Raw genomic sequence first — 15514 nt, forward strand, 5'->3', positions numbered from 1 at the left:
CAGGCCCTTTTTTATTACTTCTGTTTTAATGCGGCAACTTCTTCTGCATTTTCTTGTGGCAGATCGTTCGCAGTAAGTTCTTCATGCTTCTTAATTTTTTTCTTATTTTTCTTCTTCTTTTTTGGCTCTTCTTCAATTTCAGCGCCATCTTCAATGGCTTGCCAATATTCAAGCTGTTCCATCACTGCTGCATAAATTGAATTTTTGCTGTATTTACCCTTTTTATCGAGTGTACCGACTGGGCGAGCCATTAAAATTTCAAGTGCTTGATCAATCGTATCAATCGCATGGATATGGAATTGACCGCTGCGAACAGCATCAATAACATCTTGACGTAACATTAAATGCTGCATGTTTTGACGAGGAATAATGACACCTTGCTTACCTGTCAGACCTTGCAATTTACATGCATCATAAAAGCCTTCAATTTTTGCATTTACACCACCAATTGGCTGAACTTGTCCTAACTGGTTCATAGAGCCGGTAATCGCCCATGATTGATCAATTGGGATCTGGCTAATCGCAGAAATCAACGCTGACAGTTCAGCAACAGTGGCACTATCACCATCGACTTGACCATAGCTCTGTTCAAATGCAAGCGCAGCAGAGAAGTGCAAAATCTGTTCACGGCCAAAGTGAGCTTTCAAGAAGCTAGACATCAACAACACGCCCTTAGCATGAAGTGAACCACCAAGTTCTACACTACGTTCAATATCAAGAATATCACCGCCACCTTGATAAACAGACGCCGTTAAACGTGAAGGCAAACCAAACTCAACATCTGCGTAATGAATCACGGAGAGGGCATTGATCTGACCTAAACGATATCCTGATGTTTCGATTAATTGTGTACCACGTGAAAGATCTTGCCAGTAAAGCTCTCTTAAATAGCCTAAGCGGTATTGGCGATGTTGTAGAGCTAGGTTGATATGCTGTTCAGTGACGATCTTATCTTCGCCTTTAAACGCATGGTGGTGTGCTTCTCGGATGAGATCACCTAGAGTAGAGGCATGTAATGATAACGAGCTCTGATCTTCAGCTTGGCGGCTAGAATCAGTTAATAAAGCTGCTAAAGCGCTACGATCAAATGGTAATAATTTATCGGCTTGTACATAGTCAGCAATCAACTGCATATAAGCTTGTTCATTTGTTTCATTGCGTTGAAGAGTATCGGTAAAATCTGCACGAATTTTAAAGACACTACCAAGTTCCGGTTCAACCTCTAAAATTTCATAATAAATTTCAGGTTCAGCCATTAAAATAACTTTAATGTCGAGCGGAATTGCAGCTGGTTCAATCGAAATGCTACCTGTTAAAGTCAGCATGTGTTCGAGCGAAGATAATCTAAGCTGTCCAGATTTAAGCGCGCGTTTTAAACCTTGCCAAGCATAAGGTTGCTCTAGTAACTGCTCAGCTTCAAGCATTAAAAAGCCACCATTGGCTTGATGCAAAGAACCCGGACGGATCAAAGTGAAATCTGTGATAATTGTGCCGTTATGAGTGAGCTGTTCAACATGACCCAATAAATTATAGTGCGTTGGAAAGTCTTCAAAAATAACAGGAGCGCCGCTATTTGGTTTATTTGCAACAATCACATTGGCTTGATAACGTGCAGGAACACGATTGAACATTGATGGAGCATAATCATCTTCATCTTGTTCTAAAATCAGTTCCACATTATCAATAATATCTTGTGCATATTGTTTTAAGTAATCTTCGAGTCCTTTAACTTGACCATATTTATTTAAAATAAGCTCCATTCTTGGCATAACGACTTGCGTTGCAATATCTCGATTTAACACAGACACTTTGTCACGTGCGTCATCTTCTAAATCACCTAAATGTAGACCAAGGCGATCGAGCTTTTTATCCATATAGCGAATATTGGCAGCAATTTCCGCGCGTTGTTTACTATTTAACGCATCAATATCTGTTTGGGTAAGTTCTTGAACTTGATCGTCTTTGACTTGTACAGGCACAAAGCCGTGTTTCTCATTACGGGAAATGAGTTTTAAATCGAGTTCTTCACCTTCTTTGGTCAGTTCAACAAGCGCTTGTTGTTGTACATCACCTGTTTCCTGACGGATACGTTCAATACGGTTGTGATAAGTCTCTGCACTAAAACGGCGCTCAAGTTGTTTTAAAATAATTTGCCAAGTTTGTTCATGTGCCTGTTGAAACTTAGTGCCTTGACCCGCTGGAAAGCGTAGGGCAATAGGTTGACGTGCTTGTTTGAAATTATAAACATACACCCAGTCATCAGGTGTTGGCATTGTTTTGGCATGCTGCTGTAACAAACGCTTAATCATCGTACGTTTGCCTAAACCAGCAGTTCCTACTGCAAAAATGTTATAGCCTGAGTAGGGTAAAGAAATTCCCGCCTCTACAGATGCTTTTGCACGATCTTGACCTAAAAAATTATTAAGAGGTTTGATGCGTTTTGTCGAAGCTGGAATTTTTTCAAAATCTGGGATATGTGTAAGTTGTTCAGGTTTTAAAACGGTCTTATCTAAGGTCATTTTTATATCAGGTTTCTCAAAAGCTGAAGGAAATGCATTTACTGTGACGTTTGTGGTGTTTGTTTTAGCGAGTGATAAAGTTGAAATAGTCACTTGATCAAGTTTTTGTGTCACTGTTGATATCCAGCAAAAGAAAACGAAGTTTGAAGCCTAAAGGTATACAGGTTTAGCATAAAATATCAAGCAAACTTGCGGTTTTTATCGCCAAACCCAAAATGTTTGCATAAAGAATCTTGAAAGCAATTGTAAGAAGAGTTTGAATAGGCACATTTATAATTTATGGAAAATAAAAAACGAATGACCACACAAGCTTCGGGTTGGGTCTCGGCTTTTAAAGCATTTTTAGATCGCCGTGCATTAATTATGCTGTTTCTTGGTTTTTCTGCCGGAATTCCAATTTTATTAATTTTCTCTAGTCTCTCTTTATGGCTTGGAGAAGCAGGTATTGATAAAAGTGCAGTCACTTTTTTTAGCTGGGCGGCTCTAGGTTACTCTTTTAAGTTCGTTTGGGCTCCTTTAATTGATGAGTTACCTGTCCCTGTTTTAACTAAAATGTTAGGCCGAAGACGTGCTTGGTTGTTGATTGCCCAATGTTTGATCATTTTGGCTATTTGTATTATGGCTTTCTCTGATCCTGCCTTAGGTCAGAGTTATTTGGTTCAAATGGCAGTAGGTGCGGTGTTGCTTGGTTTTTCAGCAGCAACACAAGATATTGTAATTGATGCTTACCGTATTGAATTAGCAGAAACAGAAATGCAAACCGTGTTGGCATCTACTTATAATGCTGGTTATCGAATCGGAATGATCGTGGCTGGAGCGGGGGCATTATTTTTAGCTGCACATTTAGGGACTGCTAAAGGTAATTACATTTACGAAGCTTGGAAAATGACTTATTTAACCATGGCAGCGGTTATGTTAGTCGGTATTGTAACGACGTTACTTGTTCGTGAACCTCAGGTAAATCGCGTTTATAAAAACTATAAGAGTAGTGATTATTACCGTTTGGTGTTCGTATTTTTTGTTGCCGTCATTTCATTTGTAGTTACCTATATTTATTCTGGACAAATTACAGATGCAATCTCACAAGCTGGAAATATAAAAGACAACGCAGCACTATTTGGTCTAGAAGCTTTAAGATTTTTAACGGCCACAGCTTGTGCCATTTTTGTGGGTTATTTACTGGTTAAATTTGGTGTAGTTAATCAGCAAATGGCGAAAGAGACGTGGATTGCACCCATTTTAGATTTCTTTAAACGTTATGGTGTCAAACTTGCATTAGTCTTATTACTTCTCATTGGTTTCTTCCGTATTTCAGACATTATTGCTGGCGTCATTTCCAATGTGTTTTATCAAGATCTGAACTTTAGTAAAGAAGAAATTGCCGAAGCAGTCAAAATCTATGGTGTTTTATTTAGTCTAGTTGGTGGGTTCTTAGGCGGACTTTTAGCACAGCGCATAAACATTATGAAGCTTATGTTTGTGGGTGCTGTTTTAGCAAGTTCTACAAATTTAATTTTCATTGGGCTCGTAAAATCTGGTCAGCCATTAGATATGGTTGATGTAAAAGTTGGCAGTCAAAGCTATCAGGTTAAACCAGATGAAGTGGGTTTATGGAAATTAGAAGTTCCAAGTTCTGCTTTTAGCGGAACAAAACAAGTTGAAGTAAAGGCTGCTTATGCTGCACAAAATACTGTGCCGCCAGTAGTACGTACTCAGCCGTTACTCACTACTGAATTGGCAAAATCACCTCTACAAATTTTACCTGTCATGGGAAATGATCAGGTTTCATTAAAAGAGGGAGAGGGAAGTGTTGTCATTCGTGGCCAATACTTTGGACAAGCTTTAACTTCTGCACAAAAAATTATAATTAGTCTTGATGGGCAAAATTTTGATGCAAAAATGACTGACCAAAAAGGTGTTTTTAGTGCAGCAATTGATGCGAAAAAATTAGTGGCATCGACCAGTAAAAAGCTTGATGTAGCTCTAGTAGAAGGCGAACATAAAATACTTTCTGCATCTCATCCATATGCGGTGAGTACAAATCTAAAAGCGACAAGTGAATTAGATGTGAATATTGAGCCACTCCCTTACATCGATCCTCTTTCAGGCCAGCCAGTTGAAATCAGTGGTAAGGTAATTAAACCATATAGTTCTTTATGGCTTTATTTTGCCATTATTGTCGACAACTTAGCTTCTGGCTTGGCTGGTGCAGCATTTATTGCCTTCCTTTCAAGTTTAACGAGTGTTTCATTTACAGCTGTTCAATATGCGATCTTTAGTTCACTCATGACGCTCACACCAAAACTTTTGGGTGGATATTCAGGTACCATAGTGAGTAATATTGGCTATCCAAAGTTCTTTTTGATGACCACTCTTATTGGTATTCCAATCTTGATTTTAGTAGTTTGGGTTGGAAAGCTTCTAAAAGATCATCAAACACATGAATCAGAAAAGGCAGGTGAATAAACATGCGAATGCTTCATACAATGTTGCGAGTAGGCAATTTAGAACAATCTTTAAAGTTCTATACCGAAGTATTAGGAATGAAGTTACTTCGTAAGCGTGATTATGAAGAAGGGCGTTTTACACTGGCATTTGTTGGTTATGGTGATGAAGAAACCAATACTGTGCTTGAGCTTACCCATAACTGGGATACATCAAGTTATGAGTTAGGTAATGCCTATGGCCATATTGCCATTGGTGTTGATGATGCCTATAAAGCGTGTGAAGAAATTAAAGCACGTGGTGGCAAAGTTGTGCGTGAAGCGGGCCCAATGAAAGGCGGTGTTACCGTTATTGCATTTGTTGAAGATCCAGACGGATATAAAGTCGAATTGATTCAACAAGATGCTAATGCCAAAAATAACTAAAAATTGACTATGGCGCTTTAAGATTTAGGTCTTAAAAGTCTAGCTTTATTTTTTTAGCCCAGTATGATGAACGCTTGACCAAATGGTCAATTTATCAGCTGGGTTTTTTATTTATCTAAAATAATCATAGGATGTGGCTATGTTGAAGTTATTGGCACTTGATCGATTTACAGTTTTGTTAGTTGGAATGGTACTACTAGCAACATTTTTTCCAGTCAGTGGTCAAGCAGCGCAATATTTCAATACACTGACCACAGTCGCTATTGCAATTTTATTCTTTTTGCATGGTGCGAAGTTGTCTCGTGAGGCTGTAATCGAAGGCGTTTTGCATTGGAAAATGCATTTACTTGTATTCGCATTTACTTTTTTTGTTTTCCCCGTAATTGGTTTGTTGGCTAAGCCGATTCTGTTACCTCTACTAGGTCAGCAGCTGTACTGGGGTTTTTTGTTTATGTGCTTTTTACCCTCTACGGTTCAATCTTCTATTGCATTCACATCAGTTGCAAAAGGGAATGTGGCGGGAGCGGTCTGTAGTGCATCTTTTTCAAATTTAATTGGTATGTTTATTACTCCAGTGTTGGTTAGCTTTTTTATTTTAGGCCAAAGCCAGCATGGGTTCGATCCGACTGCTTCAATTATACAAATTACATTGTTGCTATTAGTGCCATTTATTTTAGGGCAAATATTACGTCCTTATATTTTTCCCTATATGGCAAAAGTTCCAAGTATTGTTAAAGCATTCGATCAAGGCTCAATTTTGATGGTGGTCTATGGCGCATTCAGTGGGGCAGTGGTCGCAGGGCTTTGGCATCAAGTGAGCTGGAAAACCTTACTTATTCTAACTGTTGCTTGTTCAGTTCTTTTAACCATCATTATGCTATTAGCACTTTATCTACCTCGTGCTTTTGGATTTAACCGAGCAGATCAAGTCACGGTTTTCTTTTGTAGCTCAAAAAAGACGCTGGCAAGTGGAGTGCCGATGGCGCAAATCTTATTTATTGGTCAGCCTTTAGGCATGATTGTGTTACCTATTATGATCTTTCACCAAATCCAATTAATGGTTTGTGGGATCATTGCAAATTACTGGGCTAAATCTAAAGATTAATTCGCAAATAAAAATTATTTGACGTATAATCTTGTCCACTTGTTGTGCTTAGCTCTAACCCTAGAGGTTTCGGTGGGCCAAAAGAATGGTCTGTTGTGGTGTTGATCTGCTCATTTGAGCCTGTCCTCAACTTAGTTGAGAGTGATCAATTGCGATGGCAGCTTAAGCCTTTCTAAATTAGGAGTAATCGACGATGCGCGCCGATATTCACCCAAAATATGCAACATTAGTAGCAACTTGTTCTTGCGGTAACGTAATCGAAACTCGTTCTGCTTTAGGTAAAGACACTATCTACCTTGACGTATGTTCAGCTTGCCACCCATTCTACACTGGTAAGCAAAAGAATGTAGACACTGGTGGTCGTATCGACAAATTCAAACAACGTTTTTCTGGTATGTCTCGCACTATCAAGCGTTAATACTGCAAAACGAAACAAAAAACGGGCTTTATGCCCGTTTTTTGTTTATGAACGACAAGACCATTATTGGTCTTGTACGTCTGTTAATCGATCAAGTCTTTTCTGGAAATAGCGACCTTGTAAGAAACGTGCTTCCACATTCCAAGCGTTAGCAAATAAGTTCATATCATTAAGATCGGCAAGTAAAATCCCTACAGGTTTTACAGTCAAATAGTTCAGAACCTTTTCTTGTAATTGCACTAAACCAGTATCTGAGTTTAATAGCTCTGTCTTCTTCGATTGCAATTTTAAATATTGAACATCAAGTTGTTGCAATATCGATTCGCTATAAATAGAAGATGTGAAATCTCGAATTGAAATTTCTGCACCGTGTTGACGTAGGCGGGCTATGAGTTGCTGCGCAATTGCAAGGTGTGGTTGAATGGCTTGCTCTGAAAATTGTAAAATCAACGGGCTTTCTTGCTTACTACCAATAATGGTGAGTAATTTCGAAATGAGTTCAGGAGCTGATTTATCTTTGAGTAAGATATCAATATTCAAGTTAATAATCAGCTTAGCTTTCGGATACTGCGTAATGAAATTATGTAGCTGCTTGCAAGCTTCGACCAAAATCCAACGGTCTAATTGAATAGAAAGTTCGCTATCATCTCTTAATGCGACTAAATCATTTAAATCATGCCACTGTTCATCAGCAATAAAACCACTCGTCACTTCATAGTTATGGGTTTCTTGATCATGCTTATCATAGATCTGCTGATATTTTAAATGAATTTCACCCCGTGCTAGCTGTTGCTTTAATTGCTGCAATAGCGGTGACTGCATAGGAGCATCAACCTGTTGAAGGCTTAAATCAAGTGATAGAGAAGAGCTGGTAGGTTCAGAAGAGATAATATCGATTGTTGGAGTTAACTCAATTTCTGACTTTGCCTTAGGTAGCACTTGCTGATTTGTTTGATCAATAAGCTTTGCAAAGTTAGTTTCATTTAACTGCTCAATAATTTCGGCATAACTCAGTTTGAATTGTACTGAGTAATTAAGTTCATCAACCGTTAATAAATGCTCTTTTTGCAAACTTTGCAGACTAGCCAATTGGGAGTTAAGGATTGTACTGTTTTCGGCTTGCAAGACCCCAAGATATGCGCCAAGTTCAAGATTGAAAATCGGCATTTGAGCCTGTTCTTTCAGAAAACTTTGCAGCTGATTAAAATATTGTCCAGGCGTTTGCCAATCTAGTTGAAACACACGTTCTGGGCAGTGATTTAATCTAAATAAAACCAATGCATTTGCTTGAGCAGGGTGTGTCGATATTTGTCGATTAATCTGTTGCCAAGGTGCAATTGTCCCGTAACTCTTTTCAGAAAAAACAGTATTTGCAGGTGTTTGTAAATCCAGTTGGTAGTCAATGGTTAACTGTACGGCGTCTTCTTCCTGACTAGGAATAAATTCAAGTTTTAAAGCATTATTACCTGAAATTGCTGCATGCTGACTCTGAATTTCAAAACGCGCCTGATCAAATTGACCTAATGAAATCTTCTTAAATCGTTGTTTAAAAATATTTAAATCATTGGGTTGTAAAACATCTAAGATGGGCAGGCCAATAATCTCTTCTTCTTGCTTAAAGCCAAAGAGATTGAGATATTCTGTATTTGCTTTAACGTGCATGCCTTCTTGAAAGAGGGCAACTGCTTTATGGCTGTTATTGACCAATGTTTGTGTATGAGAATGAATAGTTTCTAGTTCATTGGTCAGACGTTGCTCGGTTTGCAATAAGTGACTATATGACAAGGTCCGAATAAGCGTGATATAAAAATAATCTAATGGCTCTAATGGAACTACGTCATAAATACCTTTATGAATATAGGCTTGATATTGCTGAGGTTGATAATCTTCAGGTTGCAATAATAAAACAGGTAAATGTGGCTGCTCAGATGCTTGAATAAGGGAGAGGGTTTGTTCAATTTTTAAGTCATAAGCGCGACCAAAAATAATAGCATCCCAAGGCGTATTTAACTGTTTTTCGAAACTTTTTAGATCATCAAGTAATAAAGCATGAACTTGATAATTATTCCCCAATAATAAATTTAAAATCTGGTTATAACGTAGCTGGTTGTCATCAATAATGAGTAAACGTGTTTCAGTACGTTTTAACTTTTTAGATAATAAAGAGTTTCTCACTTTAGTGCTTCCCATAAATCTTGACTGCTAGAGTTACTATTCTTTTTCATCATGAACTGATCAAGCAGATTTTGTTGCTGCTCATTCAGAAGTTCGAATTGAAATTGAATAAAACTTTGAGTAATGAGTTGTGCTTTGAGTAGATACACTTTGATTTCTTCTGTCCCCAATCGTAAATGAATTGTTTGTTGCTCTCTAAAAATTTGTGACCCCGGTAAAATCAACGTATTTTGTATTTCTTCTAGATTTTGTGTTTGTAGTAAGAGTGCAGGATGATAGTTGCGTGTATGACGCTCAGCTTGAATATGCACTGCGCAAGGGAACATGGCCTGTGACAAAATCTCTAAACCTAACTCTAGGCTTTTTTCTGTCGACTGCTTAATCCAGCGGATTACTCCACCACGCCATTGTCCATGCAAGGTTTCTTTAACTAAAATATATTCACCAGTTCTTAGGTTTTTCGGTGCTTCCCCAGACCATTTAATACGATATCCATTGACACTAATATCGAGAACAGTGGTTTGATAAATAGTTTTGCTTTCACGACTTAAGCGTTGATAGGATGTCGTTTGTTGTTCTTTTTTCTCTAAATTTGATAAAACTTTAGATTCACTTTGTAAGTTGTAGTTATTGTTCAGTTGTAGTGTTTCTTCAAAGTTTTTTGCTTTCGCAAGATAGAAATGAGCCGTACTTAAACCGAAACAAATTTGTAGCTCGGCATTATATTCATAACGTTCATGACGACGTTGAGCTGTAGTACCTAAAATAGTCTGAACATGAAACTTTAAAGCTGGGCTTAAATAAAACTTTTCATTCTTGGAAATGTATTGCGCATTTTTATGCATGGTTGCAGTGACATGCTCAAGTAAAGCCTGTGTGCCTATAAAAATGCTTGGGCTAAAGTTAGAGCTGCGTTTCGTGTTATAAACCGGCGGATGATCTTTACTTGGGTCGACCACATATTTCGTTAATGCTGTATCTTTAGGCAAAATATGAATCATTCTTGCCCAGTCAAAACTACATTGGAATAAAGCCTGAATTTCTGACTGGCGAATCTGATTTGTATTTAAAATATCGAGCAAAATTAGCTGAGCATAAGCTTGGGTAATATTTGCTAGAGGGTGATGTACACCCTGAATATGATTAATATTGATGAGATGATATTTGTGTTGAACAGCGGTTTCGTAAAGCTGATGTGCAACTAACCATTGTCCTTTAAGAGGCTCACTATAGAGCATATGCTGCTGATATAAGAGACTCGTTAACTGTTGTAGCGCATGAAAAGTCGATAAGGTACGTGCCGTTTGCAAATTCTTTTTTTGCTTATAGGCAAATAGAGAAAACTTTTGATGCTGTAATTGCCCATGGCTATTTTGTGCAATATTTAAATAAATACTGGCGAAATAGCAACGTAGCAACATCGCCAACTCAATAATATGTTCGTTACGGTCTGTACTAATCACACCTTGGTTAAAAAAGTTTTTTTCTAGACTTGCAAGAACGTTATTAATGGTGGGATGAAGCGTTTGTATAAGATCAAAACGTAAGGTTTCACTACATTTTAATTCATTGAGCTCTAAAATGGCGGTGAATAATGCTTTTGACGTATCGCCGAGTTGCATAATAGAAAGGGTAGTGACCCATTCATTAAGATCTTTAATATTGGCTTCACAAAAGCTTAACCGTTCACGAGTGAGCTCGGTTTGATTGTGAAAAATGTCTGATAGTGCATTATTCATCATCACTTATTATATAACTCAAAATGTTGTTGCCCCAAAAAGCGGTGTTTTATTCTTTTCGCCCGCAATTTCCCTGACGAGTTTAGGAACCAAATACCCCGGTAGGTTCGCTAACACATCACGATATATATCATCTATCTCAGATGGTATTAAATCAAAATGTTGTGCACCTTTTACTTTATCTAAAACATGTAAGTAATAAGGCATAACGCGAGCTTCAAATAAACGATAACTTAAATCAATTAATGTCTGTGCAGAATCATTAACACCTTTAAGCAATACTGCCTGATTAAGTACAGTAATGTGCTCGGCAGATAACTGCAACAATTTTGAACAGGTAAAGTCATCGAGTTCAGAAGCGTGGTTTGAGTGTACCACCAGAATAATACGCAGCCTACTGTTTTTTAATAAAGAAATCAGCTCTTCGTCGATCCGGTTTGGAATCACAATTGGAACTCGTGAATGAATTCTCAGAATCTTAATTTGTTTGAGAGATGATAAACGTTCTAGCCAAAGTGCTAATTTACGGTTAGAAAGCGTAAGGGGGTCTCCACCACTTAAAATGATTTCATTAATGTGCGGATTCGCTTCAATGTAATTTTTAATATTTAGCCAATCATCATTTTTCGGTAAATTTTCTTGATAGGGAAAATGACGACGGAAACAATAACGGCAATGTACGGCACAAGCACCCGTCAAAGTCAGTAAAAAGCGTGATTTATATTTATGTAATACACCGGGTAATTGATTTGCGGCTTCTTCGCCCAAAGGGTCAGTTACAAATTCAGGATGTTCTTCGAGTTCTAAATGATGGGGTAAAACCTGTAGCAAAAGCGGGTCAAACGGGTCTTTAGCGTTCATTTTTCCGACGAACGCGCGAGGAACACGCAATTTAAACTGTTCAGAAGCCAGAATCGCACCTGATAATAGCTGATCGGTGGATAACTCGAGTAGGTTGAGCAACTCCGACGGATCAGTAATAAGGTCACTCAGTTGCGATTGCCAGTTTTGCTCTTGGTATAAATAGTTTATCATTTGACACGATTAAGATAATGCAAGCACGCATTATATCGCATAGTTGACTTGTTAAGTTTGGAGTGTGCCAGTCATGGCCAATTATTCTACAAATGATTTCAAGCCGGGCCTTAAGGTCATGCTTGACAGTAACCCATGTTCAATCATGGAAAATGAATACGTAAAACCAGGTAAAGGTCAAGCGTTCAACCGCGTAAAATTACGTAACCTTAGAACTGGTAAAGTTTTAGAAAAAACTTTTAAGTCTGGCGATACTGTAGAAGCTGCTGACATCGTAGAAGTAGAAATGGACTACTTATACAATGATGGCGAGCTTTGGAACTTTATGGATCCTGTAACTTTTGAGCAAATCGCTGCAGACAAAACTGCAATGGGCGATGCAGCTAAATGGTTAAAAGACGATTCAAATGAAAAATGTACTATTATGTTGTTCAATGGCGTGCCTTTAACTGTAAGCGCACCGAACTTCGTAGTATTAAAAATTGTTGAAACTGATCCGGGTGTACGCGGTGATACATCTGGCGGTGGCGGTAAACCAGCTAAGCTTGAAACAGGTGCGGTTGTTCGTGTTCCGTTATTTGTTCAGCAAGAAGATAGCGTTCGTGTAGATACTCGTACTGGCGATTATTTAGAGCGTGCATAATAGTTAAAAAATAAACTATTATCGAAGGGATGATGTAAATCATCCCTTTTTTTATGCGAAAGTATAAGAGGAAAAAAATTAAAGGAGGAGTACAGTCACAAGGATTTGATAGAACAGTACATAACAATATAAAAATGCTGTAGTTATTTATTGAGAGGTTAAGAATGGACACAATGCAAGCGAAATCTACGCTTCCCTCCAAGCTGGTCTGGAGCCTAGTGGCAATTATAGGTGCAATTTCTTTTGGGATGCTGGCACTCAGTCGTGGTGAACATGTTAATGCGGTTTGGCTTGTACTGGCTGCAGCATGTGTATATAGCATCGCATATCGATTTTATAGTCTATTTATTGCAACTAAAGTATTTGAATTAAACCCAAGACGTTTAACCCCAGCACATCGTTTAGCCGATGGTCTGGATTATGTTCCCACCAATAAATATGTACTTTTTGGTCACCACTTTGCGGCAATTGCAGGAGCGGGGCCATTAGTCGGGCCAATTTTGGCTGCACAAATGGGCTTTTTACCTGGAACGCTCTGGCTACTGGTCGGTGTGGTTGTCGCGGGTGCAGTACAAGACTTTTTAGTTTTATTTATTTCAACGCGTCGAGACGGTCGTTCGCTTGGTGAAATGGCAAAACAAGAACTGGGTTCTTTTGCCGGTATTGTTGTAATGCTTGGTGCGCTTGGGGTAATGATTATTATCCTTGCGGTATTGGCTTTAGTTGTGGTTAAAGCACTTGCCCATAGTCCATGGGGTGTGTTTACGATTGCAGCCACTATTCCAATTGCATTATTTATGGGCGTTTACATGCGATTTATTCGCCCGGGACGTATTGCTGAAGTTTCGATTATTGGCTTCGTCTTAATGATGCTTGCCATTGTTTACGGTGGACATGTTGCAGCAGATCCTTATTGGGGTGAATTTTTCACTTTAACAGGAACACAGCTTACATGGTGCTTAATCATTTATGGATTTATCGCCTCAGTCTTACCTGTCTGGTTATTGTTAGCACCACGTGATTATCTATCAACATTCCTTAAAATTGGTGTCATTCTCGGTTTAGCAGTCGGTATTTTAATTGCATTACCTGAATTGAAAATGCCAGCAGTGACTCATTTTATTGATGGAACTGGCCCTGTTTTCTCAGGTAGCTTATTCCCATTCCTATTTATTACCATTGCTTGTGGTGCCATCTCTGGTTTCCATGCGCTTGTATCGAGTGGAACCACACCAAAGCTCATTGATAACGAAGCTGATATTCGCGTGATTGGTTATGGCGGCATGCTCATGGAATCTTTCGTCGGTATCATGGCGATGATCTGTGCAACTGTCTTAGACCCAGGCGTGTACTTTGCAATTAATGCGCCTGCGGCTGTATTGGGTACAACTGTAGAAACGGCGGCAGAAGCTGTTCGTAATTTAGGGTTTGTGGTTACTCCTGAAATGTTAACGCTGTTGGCACAGGAAGTCGGAGAAACTTCGATTTTATCGCGTACAGGTGGTGCGCCTACCTTTGCTATTGGTATGGCACATATCATTTCGGAAATTTTCAATAGCCGTTCAATGATGGCTTTCTGGTATCACTTTGCCATTTTGTTTGAAGCATTATTCATCTTAACTGCTGTAGATGCGGGTACACGTGCTTGTCGCTTCATGGTGCAAGATACGGTTGGTATTGTTATTCCTGTGGTTAAAGCATCAGGTTCATTCTTTGGTAACTTGGTCGGTACGGCTGTTGCGGTAGGTGGATGGGGTTTCTTCGTCTATCAAGGCGTGATTGATCCACTCGGCGGTGTTAACTCTTTATGGCCTTTATTTGGTGTTGGTAACCAAATGTTGGCTTCAATGGCCCTTATTTTGGGTACAGTCATTCTGTTTAAAATGAAAAAAGAAAAATATGTTTGGGTAACAATCATCCCAACAATTTTCTTGTTCGTGACCTGTATGACAGCGGGCTGGCAAAAGATTTTCCACGAAAATCCAAAGATTGGTTTCTTGGCACAAGCACATAAATTCTCTGATGCAATCGCTCGTGGTGAAATTCTTAAACCAGCTAAAACCATTGCTGAGATGCAAAACATTGTAATGTCGAATCAGATTAATGCTGCGCTTTGTGGCTTCTTCATGATTGTTTCGATTGTCATGATTATTGCTTCAATTGGTATTGTACGCCGTGCTTTAGCAAGTCCGACACCGACTGTAAATGAGTCTCCAGCTGTATATGCAGATCCGGAAGTGGTAACTCCACGAGGAGAGTAATGATGAATTTTAAATTTGCAAAAAATGGAACTGTCATTATTGCGAAAATCATCAAAATGACGGTGCTCTCACAAAAAGAGCTGTTGCTTTCTCCAAAGAACTGGTCGCGTATTGCGACGCTGTGGCAGCGTTTGCAGCAAAGCTTTCGACTGATGGTTGGTGTTCCAGATTATCAGACTTATTTGGAGCATATGAAAGCTCATCATCCTGATTTAACACCAATGGATGATAAAACTTTCTATCGTTATTGTGTCGATGCGCGTTATCCATCGGCAGGTGGTACTTTAAAGAAATGCCCTTGTTAAGTTGAGCTTGAAATTCAGCTAAACAAAACGGTATGTGGTTAAAGCATGTACCGTTTTTCTTTTTTTGGAAATGAAAAAAGGTTGCTTAAAGTCTGCTCATTTGTATTTTTTTCAATTGAAAATCACTTGTTTTGCTTTTGAAAAATGAATATTATGCTTTCCATTCTAGGTGTATAGCTCAGTTGGTTAGAGCGCTACGTTGACATCGTAGAGGTCTCCAGTTCGAGTCTGGATATACCTACCAAGATTTATAAAGGGTTTACATCGTTTTAATAACATGTAAACCTTTTTTTATGCCTGTTTTCTTCATTTATATTTGGCAGAATTGATAATCCAAACTCGATTATTAGATTATTAGTCGTTCCTTGACTGAGAATACAACTGCGAGACGTAATCGTTAATATAAAGCCCTTTAGAGGGCTTTATTATTTCATTCTGGTTTTT

Annotated in this window: 11 protein-coding genes and 1 tRNA gene; 8 read left to right on the top strand and 4 right to left on the bottom strand. The window is 38.6% G+C overall.

Annotated elements, in window-relative coordinates; all coding sequences use genetic code 11:
- Positions 1-14 precede the first annotated feature (14 nt).
- Positions 15-2633: a Lon protease family protein gene (locus NL42_RS05490; RefSeq protein ID WP_461312033.1), complete on the bottom strand. Its 2619-nt coding sequence runs from the start codon at positions 2631-2633 to the stop codon at positions 15-17.
- 165 nt (positions 2634-2798) lie between these two features.
- Here NL42_RS05490 and NL42_RS05495 point away from each other — a divergent pair, with 165 nt between their 5' ends.
- From NL42_RS05495 to rpmE, 4 genes are all read left to right on the top strand, one after another.
- The gene (locus NL42_RS05495) at positions 2799-4985 is read left to right on the top strand and encodes an AmpG family muropeptide MFS transporter (RefSeq protein ID WP_461312034.1); all 2187 of its coding nucleotides are present in this window, start codon (positions 2799-2801) and stop codon (positions 4983-4985) included.
- Positions 4986-4987: 2 nt separating this feature from the next.
- On the top strand, positions 4988-5389 hold the full coding sequence (gloA, locus tag NL42_RS05500; RefSeq protein ID WP_461312035.1) for a lactoylglutathione lyase: 402 nt from the start codon (positions 4988-4990) through the stop codon (positions 5387-5389).
- A gap of 133 nt (positions 5390-5522) precedes the next feature.
- Complete coding sequence (locus NL42_RS05505; RefSeq protein WP_461312036.1) at positions 5523-6494, top strand: bile acid:sodium symporter family protein; 972 nt, start codon at positions 5523-5525, stop codon at positions 6492-6494.
- Positions 6495-6687: 193 nt separating this feature from the next.
- Positions 6688-6912: a 50S ribosomal protein L31 gene (rpmE, locus tag NL42_RS05510; protein ID WP_016137464.1), complete on the top strand. Its 225-nt coding sequence runs from the start codon at positions 6688-6690 to the stop codon at positions 6910-6912.
- A 63-nt stretch (positions 6913-6975) separates the two neighbouring features.
- On the opposite strand, the gene NL42_RS05515 is transcribed toward rpmE, so the two are convergent.
- From NL42_RS05515 to epmB, 3 genes are read right to left on the bottom strand one after another with little or no spacing between them, the layout of a single operon-like run.
- Positions 6976-9087 (bottom strand): EAL domain-containing protein, encoded by a 2112-nt coding sequence (locus NL42_RS05515; protein ID WP_461312037.1) that lies wholly within the window; start codon positions 9085-9087, stop codon positions 6976-6978.
- On the bottom strand, positions 9084-10829 hold the full coding sequence (locus NL42_RS05520) for a GTPase (RefSeq protein WP_461312040.1): 1746 nt from the start codon (positions 10827-10829) through the stop codon (positions 9084-9086). The genes NL42_RS05515 and NL42_RS05520 overlap by 4 nt, the downstream gene beginning before the upstream one ends.
- A 15-nt stretch (positions 10830-10844) precedes the next feature.
- Positions 10845-11861 (bottom strand): EF-P beta-lysylation protein EpmB, encoded by a 1017-nt coding sequence (gene epmB / locus NL42_RS05525; protein ID WP_016137467.1) that lies wholly within the window; start codon positions 11859-11861, stop codon positions 10845-10847.
- A 73-nt stretch (positions 11862-11934) separates the two neighbouring features.
- Between epmB and efp the strand changes: the two genes are divergently transcribed.
- The 4 genes from efp to NL42_RS05545 all read left to right on the top strand — a co-directional run bounded on the left by efp (position 11935) and on the right by NL42_RS05545 (position 15314).
- The gene (gene efp, locus NL42_RS05530) at positions 11935-12504 is read left to right on the top strand and encodes an elongation factor P (protein WP_004643557.1); all 570 of its coding nucleotides are present in this window, start codon (positions 11935-11937) and stop codon (positions 12502-12504) included.
- A 164-nt stretch (positions 12505-12668) separates the two neighbouring features.
- Complete coding sequence (locus NL42_RS05535; RefSeq protein ID WP_461312038.1) at positions 12669-14765, top strand: carbon starvation CstA family protein; 2097 nt, start codon at positions 12669-12671, stop codon at positions 14763-14765.
- On the top strand, positions 14765-15070 hold the full coding sequence (locus NL42_RS05540) for a YbdD/YjiX family protein (RefSeq protein ID WP_461312039.1): 306 nt from the start codon (positions 14765-14767) through the stop codon (positions 15068-15070). The genes NL42_RS05535 and NL42_RS05540 overlap by 1 nt, the downstream gene beginning before the upstream one ends.
- 167 nt (positions 15071-15237) lie before the next feature.
- A tRNA-Val gene (locus NL42_RS05545) sits at positions 15238-15314 on the top strand.
- The last annotated feature ends 200 nt before the right edge of the window (positions 15315-15514 follow it).

The sequence above is a fragment of the Acinetobacter sp. GN11 genome (assembly GCF_054823985.1).

Bases quoted from the DNA above. Each gene is read 5' to 3' on its own strand.
- NL42_RS05495 (WP_461312034.1), top strand. From the start codon at position 2,799: ATGGAAAATAAAAAACGAATGACCACACAAGCTTCGGGTTGGGTCTCG.
- gloA (WP_461312035.1), top strand. From the start codon at position 4,988: ATGCGAATGCTTCATACAATGTTGCGAGTAGGCAATTTAGAACAATCT.
- rpmE (WP_016137464.1), top strand. From the start codon at position 6,688: ATGCGCGCCGATATTCACCCAAAATATGCAACATTAGTAGCAACTTGT.
- NL42_RS05520 (WP_461312040.1), bottom strand. From the start codon at position 10,829: ATGATGAATAATGCACTATCAGACATTTTTCACAATCAAACCGAGCTC.
- epmB (WP_016137467.1), bottom strand. From the start codon at position 11,861: ATGATAAACTATTTATACCAAGAGCAAAACTGGCAATCGCAACTGAGT.
- efp (WP_004643557.1), top strand. From the start codon at position 11,935: ATGGCCAATTATTCTACAAATGATTTCAAGCCGGGCCTTAAGGTCATG.
- NL42_RS05535 (WP_461312038.1), top strand. From the start codon at position 12,669: ATGGACACAATGCAAGCGAAATCTACGCTTCCCTCCAAGCTGGTCTGG.
- NL42_RS05540 (WP_461312039.1), top strand. From the start codon at position 14,765: ATGATGAATTTTAAATTTGCAAAAAATGGAACTGTCATTATTGCGAAA.